The sequence below is a fragment of the Undibacterium pigrum genome, from assembly GCF_003201815.1.
Taxonomy (GTDB): domain Bacteria; phylum Pseudomonadota; class Gammaproteobacteria; order Burkholderiales; family Burkholderiaceae_D; genus Undibacterium; species Undibacterium pigrum.
This window is the reverse complement of record NZ_QJKB01000004.1, coordinates 53,542-79,123: the sequence shown is the minus strand read 5'-3', so window position 1 is coordinate 79,123 and position 25,582 is coordinate 53,542. Positions and strand designations below refer to the sequence as shown.

The 25,582-nt window shown below is 49.6% G+C and carries 18 protein-coding genes; 8 read left to right on the top strand and 10 right to left on the bottom strand.

The features are described 5' to 3' along the window. Positions 1-77: 77 nt before the first annotated feature. Entirely contained in the window at positions 78-2,825 is a 2,748-nt protein-coding gene (locus DFR42_RS14040) for a TonB-dependent receptor (protein ID WP_110255638.1), read from the bottom strand. Positions 2,826-3,382: 557 nt separating this feature from the next. Next, the gene (locus DFR42_RS14030) at positions 3,383-6,031 is read right to left on the bottom strand and encodes a zinc-dependent metalloprotease (RefSeq protein WP_110255636.1); all 2,649 of its coding nucleotides are present in this window, start codon (positions 6,029-6,031) and stop codon (positions 3,383-3,385) included. Between the two features lie 613 nt (positions 6,032-6,644). Between DFR42_RS14030 and DFR42_RS14020 the strand changes: the two genes are divergently transcribed. Together DFR42_RS14020 and DFR42_RS14015 are read left to right on the top strand one after the other, a co-directional pair. Beyond that, positions 6,645-9,530, top strand: a complete 2,886-nt coding sequence (locus tag DFR42_RS14020; RefSeq protein WP_110255634.1) for a TonB-dependent receptor domain-containing protein — start codon at positions 6,645-6,647, stop codon at positions 9,528-9,530. 92 nt (positions 9,531-9,622) lie between these two features. Further along, positions 9,623-11,605, top strand: coding sequence for a S9 family peptidase (locus DFR42_RS14015; RefSeq protein ID WP_245936968.1), 1,983 nt, complete (start codon positions 9,623-9,625; stop codon positions 11,603-11,605). A gap of 66 nt (positions 11,606-11,671) precedes the next feature. Here the strand turns inward: DFR42_RS14015 and xerD are convergent, their stop codons facing one another. From xerD to DFR42_RS13990, 5 genes are all read right to left on the bottom strand, one after another. Then, positions 11,672-12,595, bottom strand: coding sequence for a site-specific tyrosine recombinase XerD (gene xerD, locus DFR42_RS14010; RefSeq protein ID WP_110255633.1), 924 nt, complete (start codon positions 12,593-12,595; stop codon positions 11,672-11,674). After that, complete coding sequence (locus DFR42_RS14005; protein ID WP_245936967.1) at positions 12,586-13,116, bottom strand: methylated-DNA--[protein]-cysteine S-methyltransferase; 531 nt, start codon at positions 13,114-13,116, stop codon at positions 12,586-12,588. The genes xerD and DFR42_RS14005 overlap by 10 nt, the downstream gene beginning before the upstream one ends. A gap of 445 nt (positions 13,117-13,561) precedes the next feature. Then, positions 13,562-14,842 (bottom strand): TRAP transporter large permease, encoded by a 1,281-nt coding sequence (locus DFR42_RS14000; RefSeq protein ID WP_110255632.1) that lies wholly within the window; start codon positions 14,840-14,842, stop codon positions 13,562-13,564. Beyond that, complete coding sequence (locus DFR42_RS13995) at positions 14,839-15,390, bottom strand: TRAP transporter small permease (protein WP_110255631.1); 552 nt, start codon at positions 15,388-15,390, stop codon at positions 14,839-14,841. The genes DFR42_RS14000 and DFR42_RS13995 overlap by 4 nt, the downstream gene beginning before the upstream one ends. A gap of 104 nt (positions 15,391-15,494) precedes the next feature. Continuing rightward, entirely contained in the window at positions 15,495-16,499 is a 1,005-nt protein-coding gene (locus DFR42_RS13990) for a TRAP transporter substrate-binding protein (protein ID WP_110255630.1), read from the bottom strand. Between the two features lie 139 nt (positions 16,500-16,638). Here DFR42_RS13990 and DFR42_RS13985 point away from each other — a divergent pair, with 139 nt between their 5' ends. From DFR42_RS13985 to DFR42_RS13975, 3 genes are read left to right on the top strand one after another with little or no spacing between them, the layout of a single operon-like run. Then, positions 16,639-18,627 carry a sensor histidine kinase gene (locus tag DFR42_RS13985; RefSeq protein ID WP_110255629.1) on the top strand — a complete coding sequence of 663 codons (1,989 nt, stop codon included), beginning with the start codon at positions 16,639-16,641 and terminating at the stop codon, positions 18,625-18,627. Between the two features lie 40 nt (positions 18,628-18,667). Then, positions 18,668-19,258 (top strand): response regulator transcription factor, encoded by a 591-nt coding sequence (locus DFR42_RS13980; protein ID WP_110255628.1) that lies wholly within the window; start codon positions 18,668-18,670, stop codon positions 19,256-19,258. Positions 19,259-19,281: 23 nt separating this feature from the next. Next, positions 19,282-20,172 carry an AEC family transporter gene (locus DFR42_RS13975; protein WP_110255627.1) on the top strand — a complete coding sequence of 297 codons (891 nt, stop codon included), beginning with the start codon at positions 19,282-19,284 and terminating at the stop codon, positions 20,170-20,172. On the opposite strand, the gene DFR42_RS13970 is transcribed toward DFR42_RS13975, so the two are convergent. Continuing rightward, positions 20,173-20,574 carry a hypothetical protein gene (locus DFR42_RS13970; protein WP_110255626.1) on the bottom strand — a complete coding sequence of 134 codons (402 nt, stop codon included), beginning with the start codon at positions 20,572-20,574 and terminating at the stop codon, positions 20,173-20,175. Next, a complete protein-coding gene (queG, locus tag DFR42_RS13965; protein WP_110255625.1) occupies positions 20,574-21,656 on the bottom strand; it encodes a tRNA epoxyqueuosine(34) reductase QueG in 1,083 nt (360 codons plus the stop codon). Before queG ends, DFR42_RS13970 begins: the two co-directional genes overlap by 1 nt. Before the next feature lie 79 nt (positions 21,657-21,735). On the opposite strand from queG, the gene tsaE reads away from it, so the two are divergent. Genes tsaE through DFR42_RS13950 form a run of 3 tightly spaced genes read left to right on the top strand, consistent with a single transcriptional unit; the run spans position 21,736 to position 24,165 of the window. Continuing rightward, positions 21,736-22,221: a tRNA (adenosine(37)-N6)-threonylcarbamoyltransferase complex ATPase subunit type 1 TsaE gene (gene tsaE, locus DFR42_RS13960; RefSeq protein WP_110255624.1), complete on the top strand. Its 486-nt coding sequence runs from the start codon at positions 21,736-21,738 to the stop codon at positions 22,219-22,221. Further along, positions 22,185-23,609, top strand: a complete 1,425-nt coding sequence (locus DFR42_RS13955) for an N-acetylmuramoyl-L-alanine amidase (RefSeq protein ID WP_110255623.1) — start codon at positions 22,185-22,187, stop codon at positions 23,607-23,609. The genes tsaE and DFR42_RS13955 overlap by 37 nt, the downstream gene beginning before the upstream one ends. A 22-nt stretch (positions 23,610-23,631) precedes the next feature. Next, entirely contained in the window at positions 23,632-24,165 is a 534-nt protein-coding gene (locus DFR42_RS13950; protein ID WP_146218852.1) for a hypothetical protein, read from the top strand. Between the two features lie 30 nt (positions 24,166-24,195). Here the strand turns inward: DFR42_RS13950 and DFR42_RS13945 are convergent, their stop codons facing one another. After that, the gene (locus tag DFR42_RS13945) at positions 24,196-25,521 is read right to left on the bottom strand and encodes an aminotransferase-like domain-containing protein (RefSeq protein WP_110255621.1); all 1,326 of its coding nucleotides are present in this window, start codon (positions 25,519-25,521) and stop codon (positions 24,196-24,198) included. Positions 25,522-25,582 lie beyond the last annotated feature (61 nt).

Genomic DNA, 25,582 nt, shown 5'->3' with positions numbered 1-25,582 from the left:
CGCCATCGTGTAGAAAGCGAGCAGATAAAAAAATAAGTGCCGGAATAGAAAATTCCGGCACTTATCAGTTCACGAGATTACTTGAATTTGTAATCTACAGTGATCTGGAAGTAACGACCAATCACATCATGCAAGCCAGTCAATGCTGCAACAGCTTGTGTTGATGTAGCACTTGGAGCAAACGGAGGCATACGATCAAATACGTTCCTGATCGCGAAGCTCAGTTTCAAGTCTTTCACCAAACCAGTGTAGCTGCCACCCAGGTTGAAGGTCGTGAAGGATGGGATATCCTTACACAAGTTCGCATAACCCTGAGTTTCGAATACGCATGGTTGTGTAAAGTCACCATTGGAAGACATATGGCCGACATGTACTGCGTCCAGAGATGCTCTCCATGCTGCTTTTTCCCAGCCTATGCCTGCAGTCGCAGTGACGCGCGGTTGATTACGCGAACCTGCGTATTCAATTGCTTCTGCTTCTGGTGAAGGAGCTGATTTATAAGAGTGGTTATAAGTCACTTTCAGATTTGGTGAGATACGACCATATTCACCCAGATTGAACTTGGTATTGATGTCGAGATCAACGCCGCGAACTTGTGTTGTCGCCACGTTAGTCAGCAACAATCTGAGATTGGTGATTTCACCAGCAGTCGCACCTGCTGTTTTATCAGCCGCACTCAAAGCGTCACGAGTAATCACTACTGCAGAGTTGCCCGCATAGCGACCAGGATTTGCCAGAACAGTAGTCAGATCAAATGTAGAGATTTCATCCTTACGCTTGATTTGCCAGAAGTCCAGGCTGGCATTCAGCCAGGATGTTGGCTCCCAGACCACACCCATAGTGAAACTGTCTGCAGTTTCTGGTTTCAGGTTAGGATTGGAACCACTTTCGTAAGCACTGCTCCATTGGCAACCATTCTTGAATTTATCGTTGCAACGCTCTGGATCACGATAAGACAAGAAAGCTTTCAAGATCTGAGAAGAGTTTTCTACCAGTGTCGGTGCACGGAAACCAGTTGCATAAGTACCGCGTACCAGCAAAGTTGGATCTGCATTCCATTTAATGCCGACTTTTGGTGTTGTTGAATTACCATAGTCGGAATAACGGTCATAACGTGCTGCGATCTGACCTTCCAGTGTTTTGAAGATAGGTACAGACAATTCAGCATAGGTAGACGCAATATTACGACCGCGTTTATAGCCTGGCTGAGCTTGCGCACGGTGATACAACTCACCATCGATAGACAACTGAGATGGATTCACTTCCAGAGTTTCACGGCGGACTTCTGCACCAATCGCGACAGACATAGGGCCAGCAGGCAACTGCATCACTTCGCCAGATACCTTGGCATCCCACATATACATGCCGGATTTAAAGTTATCGGAAGAGCCAGTCACGATTTTCTTGTACAGTTCAGCATTTTGTGCCGAGCTACCAAACAGGAAAGTACCGTTATTGTAGGCTTCGATAAAAGGCTTGGACAAAATACCGGCTGTTGCTTTGGACTCAACTTTGCTGGTGTTGAACATCAGCGCAGATTCCCAATCCCAGTTTGAATACGTACCTTTCAAGCCTGCCAGATAACGACCGAAATCTGTCGTATTTTCCAGACCCTGGCCTGGGAAATCTTTCAGGGAAGCGCGGACACGTACAGTGCCGTTACCGCCTGCCAGCGTCTTGCCAGTCACTGGATCGATCAACTCTTTAGGGTATTGTGGGTGGGTGATTGGCAAGGGTCCTGTTGGCTGGCCAGTCTGACCTGCAAGCCAGTGTGGTACGCCTGTTACAGTCGCCTTGTTCTGGTTGTACATGATTTCTGCAAATGCGCTGGTGTCTGCATTGATTTGCCATGTACCGCGGCTGGTCAGGCCAACACGGTCAGTTTTACCGCCAGAGTTGACGGAGGCATCTTTCAAATCATCGAATACGCAGACGTTACCCACTGTGCCGGCACCAAAGAAAGGCTCGGCTGGAACCAGGTTCTGCGGTGCGCAATTTTTGTCCAGTGTTTGTGAAACAAATTTGCCTGTGGCCTTATCAGTCCAGTAAATATTGCCTGGGAATGTGTACAGTGAGCGATTGTCTTTGTAGCCATAAGGACGCAGATCTTCTGTGCTCAGGTAACTATCGCGCTTGCTGATAAACATCGGTTTGCGCTGACGAATATCCAGAGTTGCATAGACGTTAAAGTGATCTTCAACCAGGCTACCAAAACCATAGCTCAGGCTGGTACGGATTTGTTCGCCGTCATTTTTTTGTGATTGCGCATAGGATCCGCTGATTTCTGCCCCCACAAAACTGTCACGCAAGATGATGTTAACAACACCGGCCATCGCTTCAGAACCGTAAATCGCCGACGCGCCATCTTTCAGGATTTCGATGCGATCAACTGCACCAACCGGTACAGAGTTCAAATCAACGAAAGTCGTTTGATATTCTGGTTGCGCATAAGCAGCAAGGCGACGACCGTTGATCAGCACCAGTGTTGCCTGGCTACCGATACCACGCAGGTTCAGGCCGGATGCACCAGCGGTAAAACCATTGGTACGGTTTTCATCAACCCCGCCGAGGTTGGAAGAAATAGTTTTTAATACTTCTGTCAGGGAAGTAGCACCACCACGAGCGATTTCATCACGGCCAATGACTTGTACCGGGGATGCAGTTTCGTAGTTGATACGCTTAATTTTTGAACCAGTCACTTCCACCTTCTGGATTTTTTCTGATTTCTTTTCATCCTCTGGGGTGGTCACTTGTGCCAATACGCCAGTGGCGATGGAGAACAAACCTATGCTGGACAATGCAAATGCGAGACGACTCAGCTTCATGAATTACCTTTCTATTTTAATTTTTCAATGCAAGCGCGAACTTCCAGGAACAGTAGTGCAACATTTTTACGCAAATTTTATTTGGCACGGTAATCAGTTTTATCCGAAAAAACCGATGGTCTCCCTTGCTTCACCAGATAAATTTGCTTACAAAAACATAAGGTTCTTTGAAAGAACAATGATTATGAACTGTGACATTATGTAACTTGTTTAGTTTTTCTTAATGAGTCCCAGACACTACACCTGCCATTTTTGAAAATTGGGAATATTGTTTTCGTTTAGTCCGGAAAATACATGTTTTTTATGGAATTTTCTTCATAGCCAGAATTATGTTTTTAAAAATTGCATAGAAAACAAGTATCGAAATATATTTAATGTTGTTGTTTTTTTGTATCAAAGCGGGAACTTTTGGCCGAACAAGGAACTCGCGACTACGTCTGAAAGCATTTGTAACATCTGCACCCAAAAAGCAAAAACCCGTGCGATGCACGGGTTTTTGCAAGTCAGCTTATTTTTTAAATAACAAATAATTTACATAATAAGCATCATTATGGCAATCAGACCCCTGCCCTGACCAGTGAGGCCTTGAGTACTTCGTTCAAGGTCGCCATGCTTTCTGACAAATGTGCGCGCGACTCTGCGCTCATAGGCTTGCCTACTGCGCCACGAATTGCCACCAACAGTTGGTTTGCCTGCTCTCTTTGCAAACTACGGGCATCTGCCGGCGCTGTCGCGGATGGCTTCAACAAGGCATTGGATAAACGTTTCAGATGCTCGCGTTGCAAGTTGCGACGCGCAGAAACAATATCGGCCCCACTGGACAATTCACTCCAGATAGTCGATTGCAAATTGCCATACAGCTCATGCAGGGACAATACTTTCTTAGGATCGCGCAGTTTTTCTGCTGTATTGAGCATACGCTGTGCCACAACATCTGACATCAATTGATCCAGTGCTGCTGTTTGCAAACCCAGCAAACGGGCAGAAATGGAAATGTCGTTACGATTGCCACGCTGGAAGTGATCCACACCCATACGGCTTAACAGTTCAGGCGAGAAGACAAAGCTCTTGGCAGTAAACAAGCTATCGGACACCAGCTTCAAAGCCTGGCGCTGACGCTCAGCGGCGATAGGTGTGTAAGTTGCACGTCCAGTACCAGCATGGTCACGCAAGAATGTAGTACCACCAACAAACTTGGTTGCCAGCGGCACGGTACGGGCAAACTGACCGAAGCCATATTCAAAACTACGGCGCAGACCCTCATAGCTGTCACCAGCTTTCAACTGACGTGTTTGCAATCTATCCCACAATTCGCGTGAAATCGTCAGGCGTTTCTGGATATAGGCCAGTGGATCTGAACCCAGGTCAAACACGTTGACATCAGGATCTGACACCAGGGTACCCATGGAATCTTCGTCGGTACCATAGGCCAGCAAAGGCTCGGTAGAACGTGAGGCTATGCGGGCCAGCTCTTCTTTTTCCTTGTCTGCATCGACAGGTTTGTAGGCGTATTCAATTGCCCAATAGTCATACGGGCCAAGAGAAGACATGACATATTCGCCCTGAGGCTCACCCTTGGTTGCCAGATTGAAAGGCACGTAATCCATGATGGAACCGGCCAGGCCATTGACCTTGGTAAACGCCGGATCTTGCAATTGCTTCAAGGTGTAAATGGTGGAAGAGCGGAAGTTGTGACGCAAACCCAGAGTATGGCCGACTTCATGCATGATGACGTCTTTAACATAGGCTTGTGCAAGTGCTTCAGCTTTAGGACTATCCATATCAACTTCACCACGGGCATCCAGCAAGTCCATGGCAAAACCCATTTCCATGGAAGCTTCATGGGCAAAATCACAATCACCATGAGCATGGCCGGACATGGCATTTGTTTGCGCATCCTCGCCGATCATGCGGCGTGCGCCACGGGCGAAGACGTCCGACATACCGATATCGGCATCCAGAATTTCACCACTGCGCTCATCGACGCGTGAAGGGCCAATCGCAAAGCCTACGTCAGCGCCAACGAACCAGCGTATCGATGCATGACGTGCATCCATGGTGTCGAAATTATCTTTTTCAGTTTGCTGTTTGGCGACGACGGCGTTTTTAAAACCTATCTTTTCAAATGCCTTATTCCACTCCAGGACACCCTCAGTAATGGACTTGCGATATTTTTCTGGAACGTTTTTATCCAGCCAGTAAACGATAGGCTGTTTGGGTTCTGACAAGGCCGCGGTCGGGTCTTGTTTTTCCAGACGCCAGCGGTTGACGAAATGGCGTGAAGTCTTGGGTTTGACGTCTTCTGTGAAATCGTAACTGGTCGTGACGAAATGTCCCAGCCTGTCGTCAGCCAGACGCGGACGCATGACTTCAGTTGGCAATGCAGAGAAATTGAAATAAAAGCCAACAAAGAAACTACGTGGATCAGGGGTTGTCTGTGGCGGAGTAGGAAGAGCAACTGGTGGTGGCACCAGCGGCGCAGCAGCAATACGTGGCGTGGCAAAGTGAGCATTCACAAAAAATCCGGACAGGGACTCATCTGTACTCAATTTGCCAAAGCTGGAATTTGCCCGGTCCAGCACGTACATGGTGCGGTAAGCATATTCCAGCCTGGTGGAGTAAGCAGGAATATCATTGAACAGCAAAGTGCTGGCATCTACCAGGATACCTTTGGATTCACTATTGGGAGAACTCAGTACCGGCGCGCTCGCCAGCAAACTGTCTGAAAAAGCCTGGGCTACTGCCAGCGCCTGAGGTGTACCTGGCTTGGCATAGAATTCTGTATTCATGGCCAGCAATTGCACCTGATTACCAATTTTCTTGAACACCGCCTGATAACCGCGTCCCATCTGGCTGCCATACAAACCACGCTCGCCTATGCTGTTGGGAATATTATAAGTAAACAGGAAAGGCTTATCAAATTGCTCAGGACGGATTTCCATCCAGACTTTGTCGTCTTTCTGATACAGATTAAAAAAGCCCTTAAGCTCTTTCGCATCCTTGATGATATCTTTGAATGGACGCAGTCCAGGAGCTGGCGCAGGAGCTGCTGCAACTGGCGCAACGGCAGGTGTCGCCGGTGTAGCACCGTTAGTTGCAACTGGCGTTGCAGCAGGAGGTGTCTGCGCCAGTGCGACTTCACTCAAGGCACACAACAAAAGGAGTAGGGTCTTTTTCTTGAAATGTACTTCTTTTGGCAATTTCATATATTTTTCCTGGTTAATTATATACATAGTTAAACATGCCGCTTTCATTTGGGCGTGCACTCACTAAGGTCGTAGACAGATTTTCCCGTTACAAGTTCTTACAAGTTGCAGGAACTTATTGGTGGCCTCGATTTTTACAGAAATCTCAAAATTTGAAAATTTTTTCGCATTTTTTTGTCCACCAACAAATAAGCAAACTCCCGGAATTTGAGGGAATTTCTGTTCATATAGTTCATTTTCTCTGAATTTTATAAGCTTATCCATATAAATTATATGGAATTAAATAGATTTGCAAAACGATCACACAATCTCAATTTCATGAAAATTTAGAAATTAAATTTTCATTTCTTGTCTCCATCAAACAACAGCACAGCAGAAATTGGTAACAAACGCTTTCCCCGGAGGGTATTTTATTTACATAATAAAGTTCTGTTTGATTCATTGCCTTTCATTTCTTCCACGCAAATAAAGAGAAGAAAGATTTGGTAAAAACTCATCGGACAGCAGCACAGAAAAGTTTGAAAATTCACAAAATTTTTGCAACTTTACCCTGACTGCCAAAACGGATCCGGCACCCGATTGCATCTGGTCTATCAACAAAGAGGGAACAATAATGATATTTAAAGAAAAAATAGGCGTGCAGTCAGTGCGCCTGGCGCTCAGCGTATTTGCTGGCTCCATGCTGATCGGGGGTTATGCCCACGCTCAGACTGAAGCACCACAACGTATTGAAATTACCGGCTCGAACATCAAACGCGCTGATAAAGAAGGTACATCACCGATACAAACCATCACCGCTAAAGAAATCAAGCAAAGTGGTGCAACTACGGTGCTGGAGTTGTTGAAACAAGTACCGTCCATGGGTACAGGCGGTTATAACGATACGCCCGATCAAAATGGTTTCTCCCGCGGTGTTGCTACAGCATCCCTGCGTGGTCTGGGTTCTACATCTACACTGATACTGTTGAATGGCCGTCGCATGGCACCATCTGCCTATGCAAATCCAAACAATGGTCAATCAACGCTGTATGATCTGAATGCCATCCCTCTGTCCGCTATCGAAAAAATTGAAATCTTCAAAGATGGCGCGTCAGCTATTTATGGTTCCGATGCGGTTGCTGGCGTTATCAACTTCATTACAAAACGTGATTATCAAGGCGCTGAAGTCAGTGCCAATATCAGTGCCAACGATGACCGTGAATTCGGCCGTCAAAATGTTAATGGCACGATAGGTTTTGGTGACTTCGCCAGCCAGGGCTATAACGTGTTGTTCGCAGTCGACTATAAAAAACAAAATGCGACCACGGTACAAAATGGTTCCAATGATATCGAAGCCAAGCTGTATTCAGATATTAACTATCGTCTGAATCCATATAGCAGCAGCATCTCTAACCAGGCATTCTTCTACAAAGAACGTACTCCTGGCGCACTGTCCTTCTTCACGACTGGCGCCACTGTCATCAATCAGACAAATTGCGATCCATCCCGCTTGCTGGTTGGTGGTGCACAACACAATATCGCGTCGTCCAGCGTGTTGTTTGGCCGTACTTTCTGTAACTACAATGCAGATGCATTTACTGATGTACAAAGCAAAGGTGATGACATCAATTTCATGTCCGTCGGTAATCTGAAAATTAACGACAAATTGTCAGCCTTTGCAGAATTTGCATACTCTGAAACCAAACGTACCTACCGTGCTGGTGCCCGTACTATCAGCGGTACATCACCAACAACCAACTTCCTGGTAGGTGGTCTGGCTGCACCGTTCCAGGCTATTTTGCCTATTGGTCACCCTGACAATCCTAATAAGGATGCCCGTTCTGCCGTTTCTTACCGTTTTGAAAATCTGCTGACCGGTACAGACCTGGACAACAAGGGTGCACGTTTGCTGGCAGGCCTGAGAGGCAGTGTCGCAAGCTGGGATTGGGAAAGTGCTGTTTTGTGGAACCGTTCCAAGCGTAATGAAGTGGCGCATGGTTTCCTCTACTTGCCTACACTGCGCAAGCTGATTACTGATAACCGTACTCTGGCCTCGATCGCTGCTGATCCTACTATCAGCCCTGACCTGACCAATATCGGTACCTCTGAAATCACACAATGGGATGGTAAAGCATCGACGGAATTTGGTTCCCTCGGTGGTGGCGCTATCGGCTTTGCGGCTGGTTTCGAATTGCGTCAGGAAAAACTGGCTATCGATCCTGATCCTATCAATGCCCGTGGTGACATTCTGGGCCTGACAACGACAGCGATCAATTCCAAGCGTAATGTTTCTTCTGCATTTGTCGAGTTCCGCACTCCATTCTTTAAAAACTTTGAGATGGATTTTGCTGGCCGTTACGACAAATACGAAAAAATCAAAGGCAATTTCGTACCTAAAGTCGGTGCAAAATGGACAGTTACAGATGGTCTGGCATTCCGTGGTACTTATGCTGAAGCCTTCCGTGCTCCTGGCCTGTCACAAACCGCTGCTGGTGGTGCACAGTTCTTCCTGAACGGCACAGTTGATCCTATCCGCTGCCCTAATGGTGCAAATCCTGTTGCTGGTGCAGAACAGGTTGATTGCTCCAAGAGCGTTTCCGGTGTTGGTGGTGCAAATCCTGATCTGAAGCCAGAAAAATCCAAGAGCTACTCTCTGGGCATGATCTACTCACCTACCAGCAATTTCGACGTGGTTTTGGATATTTACAAATTGCGTCAGGAAGGCTCTGTTGTCCTGAGTAGCTCTACATTCCTGCTGGAACACCCTGCCAACTTCCCTGCTGACTATATTTTGCGCGATACCAATCCGCTCAATCAGTTGAAAGATGCCAACGGTAATCCTATCCCAGGTACTGGCCCATTGCTGGCTGTTAAAACACCATGGATCAACCAGGGTGCAACAGAAACCAGTGGTGCAGATCTTGAGCTGAAAATGCGTAATAACCTCGGTGAAAATGGCAAGCTGACATCTTCCCTGCGTGGTACTTACCTGTTCTCTTATCGTCGTGCTGAAGTTATTGGCGACCTCGAAAGAAATGCAGTTGGTACACAAGGTGGCTTGAATGACTGGGCAACTTCAGTTGGCAATATCCCACGTCTGCGTGCAAGTTTTAGCACTTCATGGGAAAAAGGTCCACATACTGTCTACGGCAGCGTCAGATTCACAGACAGCGTGTCTCTGTATCGCCGTTATGACAATACAACGACATACGCCACACCGTACTGCCACTTTGGTTCTGGTCAGCCAGCAACTGCAACCTCGATCCAGTTGCAGCCTAACTACAACAAGTACTTCCCAGATTGCCAAATGGCCAGCTGGACTACTGTTGACCTGGGCTACAACTACACTGGCTTCAAGGATTTGACTCTGGGCATCAACGTGAAAAACATTTTTGATTCCAAAGCACCATATGCTGCAGGATCAAATACCAGCACAACTGTTCAGCAAGGTTATGACACTTCCTTGCATAACAACACTGGTCGTTACTTCACATTGTCGGCAAAATACGTTTTCCGTTGATCTGGTAATATAATGACATGAATAAACGCCTCGTACTCGGGGCGTTTATTTTTAGTGCTTCTTATTTTCATTTTAATTTCATGGGAACATCAATGAATCAAATGCTCACTTCCCTGTTCCGATGCATCTCAGTCGGCGCAATTATTGCAAGCGGTCTTACATTGCCAGCACATGCGCAAAACACACCAGAGCGCATCCCGGTAGAAAAGTTTTTCAAGAATCCGCAAATCAATGAAATCCGTTTTTCTCCGGATGGTAAATATTTGGCGATGATCACCGCAGGCTCGAATGAAAGATTGAACCTGGCTATCATGGATCTGACTAGCCGTACCCCCAAGATCGTGGCGCAATATGAAAAAAGCGATGTCACCTTCTTTTCCTGGGTTAACAATAACAGGCTGGTATTTGGCATTGGCGACAGAAAACTGGGCGCAGGCGAGGTCTATAAAGGTAGTGGATTGTTTGCTGTCAATAAAGATGGCTCGGAATTTCGTCAATTGATAGAAACTGCAGGACATTCAGGAAAGTTTCGCGTCCTGGGACCCCGTCATTATTTTCTCAGTACAACAGGTGTAGAGAATTCGGATGATGTATTCGTGGCCCACGGTAGCGGCACAAGACAAAACCCGACAATAAGCATTATCAAACTCAATACACTGACTGGCTATAACGAAATCGTACAAACGCCACCTAACTCTACTGGCTTCCTGGGCGATATCAATGGTGAAGTGCGCATCGCCATGACCAATCTGGATGATGTCAGCGGCGTACAATACAAAGACCCGAACACCAAGCAATGGCGCAAGCTCATTGAGTATAACAATAGAACAGAAGATGGTTTTTTCCCTTCATTTATAGCACCTGATGGTCAGCTTTATGTCACGGCCAATCAGGGACAAGATACCAAGTCCGTCTATCGTTATGATCTTGAAAAAAATAACATAGATCCAACACCCGTCATTTCAGCCAAGGGATTTGATTTTTCTGGTCGCTTCATCTTCAATAGAAAACAGAACAAGCTGTTAGGCATACGCTATGACACTGACGCGCCTGGCGTGATGTGGTTTGATGAAAAATATAAGGCAATACAAAAGAAAATCGACGAAAAATTGCCAAACACGTCCAATTCGCTGACCATCGCTGAAGGCGAAGACAGTAGCGTCGTATTGGTTACTTCTTTCTCAGACATTCATCCTGGATCAATATTCTTGTATGACACCAAGGCTGAGCAATTCACCCCAATTGGTGACAGCTTGCCGGAAGTAGATTCAAAGAAAATGTCCTATAAGGATTTTTTCCGTATCAAGGCACGTGACGGTTTGGAAATCCCGGTTTACCTCACATTGCCACGCAATAGTACGGGTAAAAACCTGCCTATGGTAGTCATGGTTCACGGTGGACCTTATGTACGTGGCGGCAATTGGGGCTGGAATCCACAAACACAATTCCTGGCTTCACGTGGCTATGCAGTTCTGGAGCCAGACTTCCGTGGTAGCGAAGGTTATGGCAAGAACCTCTTCAAGTCAGGCTGGAAGCAATGGGGCCTGGCCATGCAGGATGACATTACTGATGCCACAAAATGGGCGATTGAAAAAGGCTATGCTGATGCCAACCGTGTTTGTATCGCTGGTGCCAGTTATGGTGGTTACGCAGTATTAATGGGTTTGATCAAAGACCCTGATCTATATCGTTGCGGTATTAGCTGGGTAGGTGTATCTGATATTAATTTACTGTATGACGTTACCTGGAGCGACCAGGACGGAAGCGCATGGCAACGTTATGGCATGCCTATCCTGATCGGTGATCAGCAGAAAGATGCGGCACAATTGAAAGCAACTTCCCCTGTTGAGCAAGCACACAGACTGACCAAGCCTTTGATACTTGCCTATGGTATTGCTGACAGACGCGTGCCTCTGATACATGGTGAAAAATTCAAAAAGGCAGCGCCTGCAAATGCCAAAATTGAATGGATCACTTACAAGGAAGAAGGCCATGGCTGGCGTCTGCTGAGAAACAACGTCGACTTCTGGACCAGGGTAGAAAAATTCCTGGATGAGAATACCGCTGTTAAATAAATGCTGATGCTGCAATGAAAAATCCACGCTTTTGCGTGGATTTTTTTTGACTACGGCAAAGACAATTCAGCCACGCGGATGATGTTCTGCATGCAGTTTCTTCAAGCGTTCACGCGCCACATGCGTATAAATTTGTGTCGTTGAAATATCAGCATGGCCCAGCAACAATTGCACTACCCGCAAATCAGCACCGTGATTTAATAGATGGGTGGCAAACGCATGGCGCAGGGTATGTGGCGATAAATGCGTGGCAATATTTGCCTGCAATGCATATTTCTTGATGAGTATCCAGAACATTTGCCGGGTCATAGCGCCGCCACGTGCAGTGACAAACAAGGCATCATCGATCTGGCCGTTCAGGATAGCTGGTCTGCCCTCGCGCAGATAGCGTTCCAACCAGACCCGTGCCACTTCACCAAAGGGCACCAGCCTGGTTTTGTCGCCCTTGCCGGTAATGCGCAAGACGCCTTCGTTCAAGCCTACTTCTATAGAACGCAAGCCAACCAGCTCGCTGACACGCAAACCACATGCATACAATAATTCCAGCATGGTCTTGTCACGCAAGCCATGGGGATTGGTCTCATCAGGTGCCTGCAACAGGGCCACTACTTGCGATTCACTGAGGGTCTTGGGCAAACGCTGCCCCTGCCTGGCTGAGCGCAATTTGCTGCAGGGATTCTGGCTGACCAGGTTCTGGCGAAATGCCAGCAGGTAAAAACGCTTGAGCACACTCATGCGCCGGTTGGCTGAGCTAGCTTTGGAAGTCTCGTGTTTTGCCGCAATATAATTGCTGATATCCGCCTGGCTAACCTGGTACAAATGCTTGCCCTGCTCTTTGTGCAGATATTCGGCAAACAGGCGCATGTCGCGGCGATACGCTTCTATGGTATTTTTTGCCAGACCATCTTCCAGCCAAAGAGCGTCACAAAACTGGTCAATTTGTCCCGTCAACTGTTCGGGCAAAATGACGGGTAGCGGCTTTACTTCCACAATGCTTCCTGGGTGAAGCCGGCGACACTTTCATGCGTCAACAGCCAGCGTTTTACACCGAGATGAAAGCCGGTCTCATCGTCATGATGGGCAAACCCACCCAGCCCGCCAGCGGCAGTGACCCTGTGACATGGGATAACCAGTGGATACCAGTTGGCACCACAAGCCTGACCAACTGCACGAGGGGCGGAGCGTATGTGCTTGGCAATCTGCCCATAAGTCAGTACCTGGCCACGCGGTATCGAGGAAATCGCTTGCCATACCCTGGTTTGAAATGCCGTACCAGCCTCTTTCAGAGGCAGCTTGAATTGAAAGTCAGGGTCTAGCAAATAGCTTGCTACCTGCCTGGCTGCTTTTTCAGCCACTTTGTCAACGGGTGCTTTTTCCTGGAAGCGCGGTGGTAAATACACCAGCTCACTGACCAGCTGGTCTTCACAACGTATTCCTACGGCACCAAAGGGCGCTTCGACAATGGCAGAGAAAAAGCCTGTTTCCCTGGATTCTTTCTGTTCTTTGTTCAAGATGGGTTCCTTTTTGACAAAAGAAAAAAGGCGCATCATCCGATGCGCCTTTAAAACGTCTTTCGCGTTTTCGGCTGTTTAGTGTATGCGATTTTTTAAATCTTCACATCCACTCAGCTTGTAGTAAAAACGCGCGTCTCCTCAGTGTGTACGGTATTGTTACCGTTATTTTGCACTACCGCCTTTTAAACCTGTGTGCTTTTTTATTATTGTTTTTGTCTTGCAGAAATCTGAACTGCCGTGAATATAGCATGACAAGTTTTGGCTTTCAAAATAAAAATGACACAAAACAGTGCACTGTTGCAGATATGTGAAAATTGATCATAATCCTAAAAAATGTGCTAGGCAAGACCAATTTAAATTCTGCCAAAATAAGAAATGCCGTATTTCCTTGTGGGAAATACGGCATTTTCTTTTAAACTTTCGCTAGTTTACTTTGTTTAACTCATTTATAAATCAAATTTGGCAACCACATCGTGATCTGCGGGACGTAGGTAATCAATACCAGGAAGCCTATCATTGTCATTAACCATGGCAAAACAGCAACGGTTAACTCTGTAATCCCCATTTTGGTGATTCCAGAAGCGACATATAAATTCAGCCCGACTGGGGGATGACACATACCTACTTCCATGTTCACCACCATGATGATACCAAAGTGCACAGGGTCAATGCCGAGCTTCATGGCAACCGGGAACAGGATAGGGGCCATGATCAGAACGATGGATGATGGCTCCATGACATTACCGGCCAGCAGCAACAGGATATTTACCACCAGCAGGAAAGTGATCACGCCAAAACCCTTATCCATGATCCAGCCAGCCATGGCTTGCGGGATATTTTCACTGGTCATCAGGAAAGAGAACAACACAGCATTCGTGATGATGTACAACAGCATCGCGGACATGGCTGCAGAATCCAGCAAGACCTTGGGTACTTTCTTGAGGGTCATGTCTTTGTACACAAATACCGCGACGACAAAGGCGTACACGGCTGATACTGCCGCAGCTTCAGTCGGCGTAAACATGCCAGAATAAATTCCGCCCATAACAATGACGATCAACAACAAGCCCCAGGCACTTTTGCGGAAAGCAGCCCAGCGCTCGGCCCAGCTTGCCTTCGGCATGCGTGGATAGTTATGTTTCTTCGCCAAAAACCATGTTGTCAGACCCAGGAAGAAAGCCAGTAGCAAGCCTGGTATCACACCCGCCATGAATAACTGCCCCACGGATGTATTGGTGGATACTGAATACATAACCATCACAATGGATGGCGGAATCAGGATACCCAAAGCACCAGACGTCGTAATCACGCCAGCACCAAAGCCTTTTGGATAACCCTGCTTCACCATCGCCGGCAAAATGATGGAGCCAATCGCCACCACCGTTGCTGGTGAAGAACCAGATACTGCAGCAAACAATGCACAAGCCATGACACCAGCAAGTGCCAGTCCACCATGCCAGTGTCCAACCATGGAAGCGGCAAAATTGATCATGCGCCGCGCCACCCCGCCATGGGTCAGGAAATTACCTGCCAGGATGAAGAAAGGAATCGCCATGATTTCAAACTTCTCTATCCCCGTGAACAACTTCAAGGCGACCGACTCTATCGGCACCTCGGTCATGGTGAACAAGAAGGTTAGCACCGTCAGGCCCAGCGATATTGAAATCGGCATGCCTGTCAGCATCAAAGCTAACAGCAATATAAAAATTATCGCGGCATTCATGCTTTCACCTCTTCTTCCAGGCCTTCAACATGAGCATGGTCATGCTTGGGTAATTCACCTGTTTTAACGAATGTCCAAGCAACTTGCAGGAACCTGAAACACATCAGGTAAGAACCCAAAGGTATCGCCAAATAAACCCACCACATAGGGATTTCCATATCGGCCGAAGTTTGGTCCGTATGTGCCATCTCCCAGACAAAACTTGCCCCCAGAGTACCAACGATGCCCGTAAACAAAGCACCAGACAGCAAGCCCAGCACAACAAATTTATTGCGCCATTGCGGGTTCATTTTGTTGATCAACACGTCCACACCAACGTGGATGCCAGTACGCACGCCATAAGCTGCGCCAAACTTGGCCATCCAGACAAACATGTAGATGGTCAGTTCCTGCGCCCAACTGGTGTTAAGTGTCAGCAAATAATCTTGCACAACCGGTATGGCAAAACCAGACAAGTACCGATGTACTACCGCAATAAAAATGACTAGTGTGGCCGCCCCCATCAGGGTGGCGATCAGCCATTCTTCAAGGTGATCGAGAAATTTCATATAAGCTCCTGAACTGAGTAGCAGAACGCCAACCCGGAACCATGCGCGAACGCGCAGACTGTAGAGAATGCCACCACGACCAGGTCATGGTGGCAGGCAGGATATTATTTGAAGCCGAGTTTGACGGCTTCTTTATTTACATTGGCAATCAAGTCCTTGCCTATGCGCCCTTCCATATCTTTTTGCACTGGCAACAAGGCCTTGCGCCATTCGGCTTTTTCCTTGTCGGTCAGGTTGTAAACCGTGGTTTTACCTGATTTCTTGACTGCTTCAAGAGAATTATCATTCTCTTGCTGGGCGATGGCGTTGGCGTATTTGGTTGACGACTTCATCGCTTCATCCAGTTGAGCACGAACATCTGCTGGCAAGCCATCCCAGAATTTTTTGTTGACGATCACTGCATATCCCAGATAACCGTGGTTGGTAACTGTCACGTGTTTTTGTACTTCATGCATCTTTTGAGTGTACAAATTGGATGGCGGGTTCTCTGTGCCATCAACAACGCCGGTTTGCAATGCCTGATACACCTCGGAGAATGCCAGTACCTGAGGATTGGCGCTCAAGGCACGCATTTGCGCATCCAGCACTTTGGATGATTGTATGCGCAGCTTTTGCCCTTTCATGTCTGCTGGCAAGTGCATGGGCTTGTTGGAAGACATGACCTTGAAGCCATTATCCCAGAACGCCAGACCAGTAATACCCTTGGACTCCAGCTTTTTCATCAAATCCTTGCCGATTGGGCCTTCGGTCACTGCGTACAACACGTCTTTGGATGGAAAAATGTAAGGCAAATCGAAGACTTCAAACTCTTTAACACCTAGCGGGCCAAACTTTGCCAGGGATGGTGCCAGCATCTGCACGGCCCCCAGTTGCAGGGCTTCCAGCTCTTCCTTGTCCTTGTACAAAGTGCTGTTGGGGTAAAGCTCCACCTTGACACGTCCCTTGGTGGCTTTCTCGGCCAATTCTTTGAAACGTTCGGCAGCCTTGCCTTTTGGCGTATCGTTTGCCACCACATGACTGAATTTGATGACAATAGGTGCCTGCGCAAATGCAGCACCACTCACCAAAGAAGCAGCTACCAGGGAAAACAGCAGGGATTTCAGTTTCATCTTTGTCTCCAGTCGTTATAAGGGTTATTACACAGATTATTTCAACCAAAGCATTATCTTGCAACTGTGGAAAACCACAAGACTTAATTGTTTTGTCGTAAATCTGTCGATAAATCTCATGCTGAAGTAAACTAGGGAGATGAAAAGCTCGCACCGCTCCCAATCCTGGCCTAATCAAAAATGGCGCTGGATTATTCCCATCCTGCTGCTGTTATTATTCTTGTCCACGCTGATCTGGTTACCGTGGCAGGCGCAGCGCATGGAAGCCAATGAGCGCCAGGAACAACTGATCGCCGATTCACTGTGGGTAGAGCAAGCCATACAATTCCAGCTCAACCGCAACGACGAAGTCTTGCGCCAGATAGGCAGTGAAATCAAATCTGCCAAGCTCAAAAAAGAAGCCGTGCTTGAGCGCTTCAGCACTATCCTCAAGAATAACCGTGAAATCCAGCGCATCGCCTGGTATGACGCCAGCAACAAGGTCCTGGTCGACACCCGTGAATCGCTGCAAGCCAGCGCTGAGCGCCTGCCTCTGCCCCATTTTGAATTTGGGGCACTCGATGTCAGCGAAGAGACGGTATGTCTGAAGCCGGTGCTGGAGATTAATGCCAAGAATGCCTACCTGATGCATTGCCAGATCCCCCTGATCAGGGATGAACGCAGGATAGGTAGCATGATGGTCAGCTACCGCATGAACGCCCTGCTGGAAGAGCTGGTGCCCTGGTGGTTTGCCCAGGATAATCAAATCACCATCACCGATATCGATGACCGTATCCTGGCCGAGCGCAGTGCCGGTGGTAGCGGCAAAAACGTCTACACCCATAACCGCGCCCTGGAACTACCCAGCCTGACCCTGGTATTGCGTACCAATAGCATCAAGACTGAGCCCAAGCTGCTGTCCAACTTGCTGGTATTGTCTGTCATCCTGTTGTCGATAGGCTTGATCTGGAGCTTGCTGGCCCTGTGGCGCGACATCAACCGCCGGCTGGCAGCAGAAGGTGCCTTGCGCCAGCAGGTCACTTTCCGCACCGCGATGGAAAACTCTCTGGTGACAGGTTTGCGGGCACGTGACATGACGGGCCGCCTGACCTATGTCAACCCGGCATTTTGCCGCATGGTGGGCTTCCCGGCAGAGCAAATCATAGGGCGTATCCCTCCCATGCCTTACTGGGCACCCGAGGCCATAGAAGAATACCAGCAACGCTTTACCCAGTTGCTGGCAGGCTCGGTGCCATCCGAAGGCTTTGAAACGATCTACCAGCATGCCAGCGGCGAGCGCATCCCTGTACTGATTTATGAATCAGCCCTGATAGATGAACAAGGCAAGCAAACTGGCTGGATGAGCTCCATCCTTGATATCTCAGAACTCAGGCGCGCGCAGGAACTGACGCGGCAACAGGAAGAAAAACTGCATACCAGCGCCAAGCTGGCCACCATGGGTGAAATTGCCTCCATGCTGGCACATGAACTGAACCAGCCACTGGCAGCCATTTCCAGCTATACCACGGGCGCAGTCAATCTTTTGCAGGCGGGCGTGATAGACCGCAGCCTGTTCCAGAGCGCCCTGGAAAAAGTCAATGCCCAGGCCCAGCGCGCTGGCCAGATCATACGCAGCGTGCATGAATTCGTGAAAAAACGCGAAGCCGCCCGCGAGCCACTGCAGATTGCTGACCTCATACAAAGCGCCATGCCTCTGGTGGAATTGCAGGCTCAGGCCAGCCATGTCGCCCTGCAATGGAAGATCAGACCGAAACTGCCACTGGTACTGGCAGACCGCGTCCTGCTGGAACAAGTATTGCTGAACCTGACCAGGAATGGCATAGAAGCCATGCAAACCACCACGCCAGAAAAACGCATACTGCGGGTAGAGGCAGTGCTGGACGACGACAACCAGCATATCATCGTCAGCGTGAAGGACAGGGGCCATGGCATACCGGCAGAAGTCGCCGAGAAGCTGTTCTCACCTTTTTTCACCACCAAATCTGCGGGCATGGGCATGGGTTTGAATATCTGCCGTACTGCCATAGAATTCCACGGCGGCAAGCTCTCACATCATGAAAATCCTGCCGGTGGTACTATTTTCCAATTCGCTTTACCTATACAAGACTATCCGAGCGCAGCAAGCTAAGTAAGCCACATAATGCGCCACACAAAATACGGGAGATTACATGTTACATATTATTGATGATGAAGAAGTCATACGCGACTCTTTATCCTGGCTGGCCAGGTCCAGGCAGATTGCAGCACATAGCTATGAAAGCGCAGAAAAATTCCTGGTCGCCCTCGACAAACCCCTGATGTTTGACAGCCAGGGCGATTGCATCTTGCTGGACGTGCGTATGCCCGGCCTGACTGGCATCAACCTGTTTGAAATGCTGGCAGCACGACAACTGACCAAGCGTTTGCCAGTGATATTCCTGACTGGCCATGGTGATGTGCCTATGGCGGTGGATACCCTCAAGCGGGGTGCCTTTGACTTTTTTGAAAAGCCCTTCAATGACAACAAACTCATGGACAGGGTGCAGGAAGCCCTGGCCGTATCGCGTCAGGCTGGTTCTGCGGCACTGGTGCATGATCGCTTGGCCAGTCTGTCTGCCCGCGAAAGAGAAGTGCTGGACCTGATCCTGCTGGGCAAGATGAACAAGGTCATTGCCGACCAGTTGGGTATCAGCATGCGTACGGTGGAAGTACATCGCGCCCATATCTTTGACAAGATGCAGGTCAAGACTGCGGTAGAACTGGCGGGACTGTTGAAATAAGTTGAAATAAGTCGAAAAAAACGATGTCGATTTTCACCCTGCTCTTCCCCGACTTCAGCCTGATACTCCTGGGTTTTCTGCTGGCGCGTCATGCGCACTGGGGCGGGCATTTCTGGGCAGGTGTCGAGAAAATCGTCTACTTCATCATGTTCCCGGCACTACTGTTTTACACTACTTCACGCACCCGTTTTGACTTCCATGCGACTGGGCATTTGCTGCAAGTCGCCGTCATCACCACTGCCTGCGGCATGCTGCTGGGCTGGCTGGCGAAGTTCATGTTCAAGACCGCGCCAAGGATATTTGAATCCGGCGTGCAAACCGCATTTCGCTTTAATTCCTATATTGCATTGGCGATAGCTTCGCGCCTGGCTGGCGAAGAAGGCACGGCCTTGATGGCCTTGCTGATAGGTTTTCTCGTCCCGCTTTGCAATATGGGTGCAGTGTATGCCCTGGCTCATAATAGCGGCAGACTCATGAAAGAAATCGCCAGCAACCCGCTGGTCGTCGGTACTGCCAGTGGTGTCGTGTTCAGCGTACTTGAAATACCCATGCCAGAAGGCATTGCCGCCACCCTGTCGCGATTAGGTAATGCATCCATCGCACTGGGCTTGCTGGCAGTAGGTGCGGGCATGCGCCTGTCCGGCCTGCGCGAAGCCAAGGGCATTGCCACCTACTTTTTATCGGTAAAGCTGCTGGCCCTGCCAGTGATTGCATTATTTCTCGGTCGCTGGCTGGAATTGCCGCCCCTGCAATTGCAGATCGCCGTCGTCTTCTGTGCCCTGCCTACTGCTTCCAGTGCCTATGTGCTGGCAGCGCGCATGGGTGGTAACGGGCCTTTTGTAGCATTTCTGATTTCTGCCAGTACGGTGTTGTCGGTGCTGACTTTACCGGTGTGGTTGAGTTTGGTGCGGTAATTAAAAACAACAATCCTTCAAGTCAGATAAGTTACACTCATTATCCTCAATCGCCACAATTCGGACCGAAGGTAGTGTCTCAAAAGTCAGTTCGTGATGATGAAATCCACGACCACCATGACCATACCGTATCGTCCATTTTGAACCAGAATATCCTGCCCAACTAATCCCACGCAAGGGCAGCGTTGCATCTCTTCTAAAATCCGTTTGTTCGTAATCTTCGCCAATATCCGCGAAAGAGCACTGTTGACATAAATCGACAAGGGTCTTCATCACTTCAGATGGAATTGCCACCATTCTGTTAACTGGTGTATACCCAGGTTTGTTATAAGCTGGCTCTGAATAGCCGCAGGTAGTTGCTAACAACGCCAAGCAAAGAATGGGAATTAATTTTAATTTCATCACACTGCAACTCCGTGCTGCCCAAGAGCCCAAACCACATGCTCCCTCACCATCTCAGAAGGATGTGCTAAGCGAGACTGCAATGCCGCCACGATTTCAGCATCGCCACGCATAGCAGTTGCCGCATTCCCCAGCCCAACCGCAATATTCCGCAACCACCGCTCATGCCCTATGCGCCGTATCGGGCTCCCCTCCAGCATGCGCAGGAATTGTTCTTCCGTCCAGGCAAACAAATGCACCATGCGGGCATTGTCGAGGCCATTGCGAACAGAGAAATCGTCAACAGCCGCAGCCTGGGCAAACTTATTCCAGGGACAGACCAGCTGGCAATCATCACAGCCATATACCCGGTTACCGATCAGGGGGCGCAATTCCACCGGTATGCTGCCGTGCAATTCTATGGTCAGGTAAGACACGCACAAACGCGCATCGACAGTGTATGGCGCAACGATGGCCTTGGTCGGGCAGACATCCATGCAGGCGCTGCACTGGCCGCAATGCTGGCCGACTGGTTCATCGACAGGCAAAGGGATGTCAATCAGGATTTCCCCCAGAAAGAACATCGAACCAGCTTCGCGACTGAGTAAGAGACTATGTTTTCCACGCCAGCCCAGGCCAGCCTTGGCTGCCAGCGCCACTTCCATGACAGGGGCGGAATCGGTAAAGACCCGGTAACCGAAGGGGCCTATGGCTTTTTCTATGCGTTCAGCCAGTTGCTGCAGGCGGGTGCGCAAGACTTTGTGGTAGTCGCGGCCACGGGCATACAGGGAGATCACGGCCTTGTCTGCCGCCTGCCCCTGCTCTTCAGCTCGCCAGCTTTCAGTCTTGGGCAAATAGTTCATGCGCGCAGAAATCACCCTGACCGTGCCCGGCACCAGCTCTGCCGGGCGGGTGCGCTTGCTGCCGTGGCTGGCCATATAAGCCATTTCGCCGTGGTAACCGGCATCCAGCCAAGCCTGGAAGCTGCCTTCTATATGCGACAGATCGACATCACCTATGCGCAGCTCGGCAAAACCCAGCTCCTTGCCCCACAGGCGTATTTGTACCGCCAGGTCGGCCAGGGCTGTACTATCCAGACTCACGCGCCCGCCCCTCTGTAGTACACAGATTGAGGGTGTTGTGCTATGTTAGGCAGATTCATGAACAGGAACTTTGCAGGAAATGTCACATTATAAGACCACACTCGCCGATGAAGCAGCAACCCAGGCACTGGGTAAATGCCTGGCGCATGCGCTGACACCGGGCATGAGTATCTTTTTGCATGGCGACCTTGGTGCGGGCAAGACCGCCCTGACCCGCGCCATGATCCATGCCGCAGGCCATAGCGGCAACGTCAAAAGCCCTACCTATACCCTGGCCGAACCCTACCAAGTCATGCTCAAGGGCCAGGCTGTCACCATCATGCATTTTGACCTGTATCGCATGATCAGTGCGGATGAATTTGCCGAGGCGGGCTTCAGGGAAGAGTTTAATGACAGCAATATCTGCGTCGTAGAATGGCCAGAGAAAGCCGATGGCGTGCTGCCAGAACCCGATTTGAATGTATTTTTGCGCGTCGCTGGTGACGGTCGTGAGGTAGAATTGCACGCGTTGTCTGCTAAAGGTATCGCATGTCTCGCATCACTCAAGTTCGCCCCGAATCTGTAAACGCTGGAAAGCCTGAAAGTACGTCTGGTACTGATACAGCGCGCTCCCAAAAACGCCGCGTCCTGCTCAAGGCAGGCGGTACCCTGCTGCTCTCTGTCCTGGCACCTACTGCCAATGCGGCGCAGATACTGGCCGTGCGTGTCTGGCCAGCAGAAGACTATACCCGCGTCACGCTGGAAAATGACAGCGAGCTAAAGACCAATCACTTCGTGCTGAAAGACCCATATCGCCTGTTTGTCGATATCGAAGGCCTGGAACTGAATGCCAAGCTCAAGGAGCTGGTCGCCAAGATCAAGTCGAATGACCCTTACATCAAGCAGGTGCGCGTGGGCCAGAACCGCCCCAACGTCGTGCGCCTGGTGTTCGATCTCAAAGAAGAAGTCAGCCCGCAGGTATTTACCCTGCCACCGGTAGGCAATTACAAACACAGACTGGTATTCGACCTTTACCCGTCCAACCCCACTGACCCGCTGGCGGCATTGATAGAAAAAGGGGAATGGAACAAGGAGCCAGGTGCCATCACCCAGGCACCGGTGGCAACCGCCAACCCGGCAGATATATTGGCGGGCAAGAATGAACCCAAGCCAGAGCCCAAGCCCGAAGTCAAGCTTGATCCCCAGCCAGAAGTCAAGCCCGGTGCGCCGGCCATAGAAAAACAGGAAAAACCGGTACACCTGACCCGCATGATCACCATCGCCATCGACCCCGGTCATGGCGGTGAAGACCCCGGTGCCATAGGCCGCGGCGGCAGCCGTGAAAAAGACGTGGTGCTGGCAATTGCGAAGCGACTCAAGGCCAAGATAGAACAGCATCCCAATATGCGCGTCATGCTGACCCGTGACTCTGATTACTTTGTGCCACTGAACGTCAGGGTACAGAAAGCCCGCGCCGTGCAGGCAGACTTGTTCATGTCCGTGCATGCAGATGCCTTTGTCAATTCCAGCGCACGCGGTTCATCGGTATTTGTCTTGTCAGAAAAAGGCGCAAGCTCGACTGCCGCCCGCTGGCTGGCCGATAAAGAAAACGCGGCCGATCTGATCGGTGGTGTCAACATCAAGACCCACGACAAGCAGCTTGCCAGCGTCTTGCTGGACTTATCAACGACAGCACAAATCAGTGACAGCCTGAAGCTGGGCAAGGTCGTGCTCAGTGAAATCAGCGGTATCAACAGGCTGCACAAGGGTTCAGTTGAACAGGCTGGCTTTGCGGTATTGAAAGCCCCTGACATCCCCAGCATCTTGATAGAAACCGCCTTTATCTCCAACCCGGAAGAAGAAGCCAAGCTGACCGACAATGCCTATCAGGACCAACTGGCAGATGCAGTCATGAAGGGTATCAAGAAATATTTTTCCAAGAACCCGCCTCTGGCTAAAAACCGCATGACTTGAGTATGTCAATGGACGGTAACAATTGAAATCTCTGATTCTGCCTATGCTGGCTCTGCTGACTTTGACACTTGCGGCTCCTGGTCGGGCCGAAGATAAAGCCGGTATCCCAGTCTATGTGGAAATGAAAGTTCTCAGTTGCTCCTCCGCCCTGCCCTTGATAGAGCAAAAAATAAAAGGCGAGGGTTATTCCGCAAAAGAACTGGAAGAAACCCGTATCTCAGCCAGGTATTTCAGTCTGTTCACTGCCCAGCCCCTACAGGAAGTGGAATACATACGATCCTACTATGATCATGGTATCGACACTTACAAAGGACGGATAAAAACCCTGAACAAGGTCGTTGTGCGCCAATTCATGTCACCCGGGCATGATATCGACTTTTGCAATGCCTACTATCTTGGCAAGACACAGGTTTTCGAAATAACTGAAAGCATATCCTGTGGTGAAATCAGAGCCAGTCAAAAACATGTCACGGTCGCGCAATGTCTGACTGGCTTACCAGCGGGACTTGGCATGCAGGTAAAAATTAGCGAGATGAAAAAATTCCCTGCGCGTTGAATCTCAAATAGCAATCGCGCTTAAGGCTCTTCAGAGCCAGCAAGCCGCGTTTATCTTTGTCAGGGCTTGTTCAAGAATATCCAGCGGAACTGAACCTATCGCCAATCGCAAGGCCTGTGGCGCAGTTATTCCGGCGTTAAAAGCATCGGCAGTTGCCACCATGATGCCTTGCAACGCAAGACTCGCTGCAACTTGTTCTGCACGAAAGTCTTCTGGCAAACTCAGCCACACATAATAAGAGACTGAATGCGCCGTCAGCACACAGTCTTGCAGAGCTGCCCGCGCAATTCTCTGCCTTTGTCGCGCATCCTTGCGCTTTCGCAATTCCAGCTCATCGACTAAGCCATCCTCTATCCACAAGCAAGCCAGGGCTATCATTAATGAGGGCGTATTACCTGATGTGACACGAATGGCTGTTTCCAGCGAGGGTATCAATGCTGGCGGCGCAGCCAGCATGCCTATGCGCAAACCCGATGCCACGCTTTTTGACAGGCCAGAAATATACACAGTCTGCTCAGGCGCATAAGTAAACACTGGCTTGGGTGCAGGCTCTGCCAGGAAGGCATATGCCCCATCTTCTATAATCAAAAATTGATGCTTTAGCGCGAGTTGCGCAAGCTGCTGGCGCTCTGCATCTGTCATCACCGTGCCCATGGGATTATGCATGGTGGGCATGACGTACACGGCACGCACTGGCCGTCGTTTGCATAGCGCAGCCAGGGCTGGCAAGTTCAATTTGCCTTCTGCCAGCGGCAAGGCTTCTACATCCAGCCGTGCTGATTGCGCCAGGGTTTTCATGCCAGGGAAAGTCAGCGCATCCATGACCAGGATATCGCCCGGCGCCAACAAGGCCTGCACCGTCACCGCCAGCGCCTGCTGTGCACCATTGACGATAAGTACTTGCTCCGCAGGCAGACGCAAACCGCGATTGCGCAGATGCCGGGCGATGATCTGCCGTTCATGCGGGCGGCCACCCTGGGGGGCCGCATGCAGCAAGGCATCCAGGTCACCTGAACTGGCGATTGAACGCAAGCCTTCGCGCAGCATCTCGTCCTGACCTGGCAAACAAGGGTAATTGAAAATCAGATCTACCGCACCGGTTTGCAAGGTCTGCTGCTCCAGCCCCAGGCCGCGCGGCAAGCTGGTATCCCGCACAAAAGTGCCCCGTCCCATCTCGCAGGCAACCAGGCCATGCCCCTCCAGCTCGGTATACACACGTGAAGCTGTCGCCAGCGCAATGCCATGCTCCTGCATGAGCTTGCGCAGGGTAGGTAGCTGCGCACCGGGACGCAATTTTCCGCTGCGAATGCGGGCAGCATAATCATCAACGATGGATTTGTAGCGGGCCAGAGCCATAAGTCAGTGACAAGAGAGTATCTAGAACAATTTTTTTACTGTATCAGATCAAAAGACTACA

What these genes read in the sequence shown, in the direction of transcription:
- DFR42_RS14040 (WP_110255638.1), bottom strand. Translation starts at nt 2,825, where the DNA reads ATGAAGCTGAGTCGTCTCGCATTTGCATTGTCCAGCATAGGTTTGTTC.
- DFR42_RS14030 (WP_110255636.1), bottom strand. Translation starts at nt 6,031, where the DNA reads ATGAAATTGCCAAAAGAAGTACATTTCAAGAAAAAGACCCTACTCCTT.
- DFR42_RS14020 (WP_110255634.1), top strand. Translation starts at nt 6,645, where the DNA reads ATGATATTTAAAGAAAAAATAGGCGTGCAGTCAGTGCGCCTGGCGCTC.
- DFR42_RS14015 (WP_245936968.1), top strand. Translation starts at nt 9,623, where the DNA reads ATGAATCAAATGCTCACTTCCCTGTTCCGATGCATCTCAGTCGGCGCA.
- DFR42_RS14000 (WP_110255632.1), bottom strand. Translation starts at nt 14,842, where the DNA reads ATGAATGCCGCGATAATTTTTATATTGCTGTTAGCTTTGATGCTGACA.
- DFR42_RS13995 (WP_110255631.1), bottom strand. Translation starts at nt 15,390, where the DNA reads ATGAAATTTCTCGATCACCTTGAAGAATGGCTGATCGCCACCCTGATG.
- DFR42_RS13990 (WP_110255630.1), bottom strand. Translation starts at nt 16,499, where the DNA reads ATGAAACTGAAATCCCTGCTGTTTTCCCTGGTAGCTGCTTCTTTGGTG.
- DFR42_RS13985 (WP_110255629.1), top strand. Translation starts at nt 16,639, where the DNA reads ATGAAAAGCTCGCACCGCTCCCAATCCTGGCCTAATCAAAAATGGCGC.
- DFR42_RS13980 (WP_110255628.1), top strand. Translation starts at nt 18,668, where the DNA reads ATGTTACATATTATTGATGATGAAGAAGTCATACGCGACTCTTTATCC.
- DFR42_RS13975 (WP_110255627.1), top strand. Translation starts at nt 19,282, where the DNA reads ATGTCGATTTTCACCCTGCTCTTCCCCGACTTCAGCCTGATACTCCTG.
- DFR42_RS13970 (WP_110255626.1), bottom strand. Translation starts at nt 20,574, where the DNA reads ATGAAATTAAAATTAATTCCCATTCTTTGCTTGGCGTTGTTAGCAACT.
- tsaE (WP_110255624.1), top strand. Translation starts at nt 21,736, where the DNA reads ATGTCACATTATAAGACCACACTCGCCGATGAAGCAGCAACCCAGGCA.
- DFR42_RS13955 (WP_110255623.1), top strand. Translation starts at nt 22,185, where the DNA reads ATGTCTCGCATCACTCAAGTTCGCCCCGAATCTGTAAACGCTGGAAAG.
- DFR42_RS13945 (WP_110255621.1), bottom strand. Translation starts at nt 25,521, where the DNA reads ATGGCTCTGGCCCGCTACAAATCCATCGTTGATGATTATGCTGCCCGC.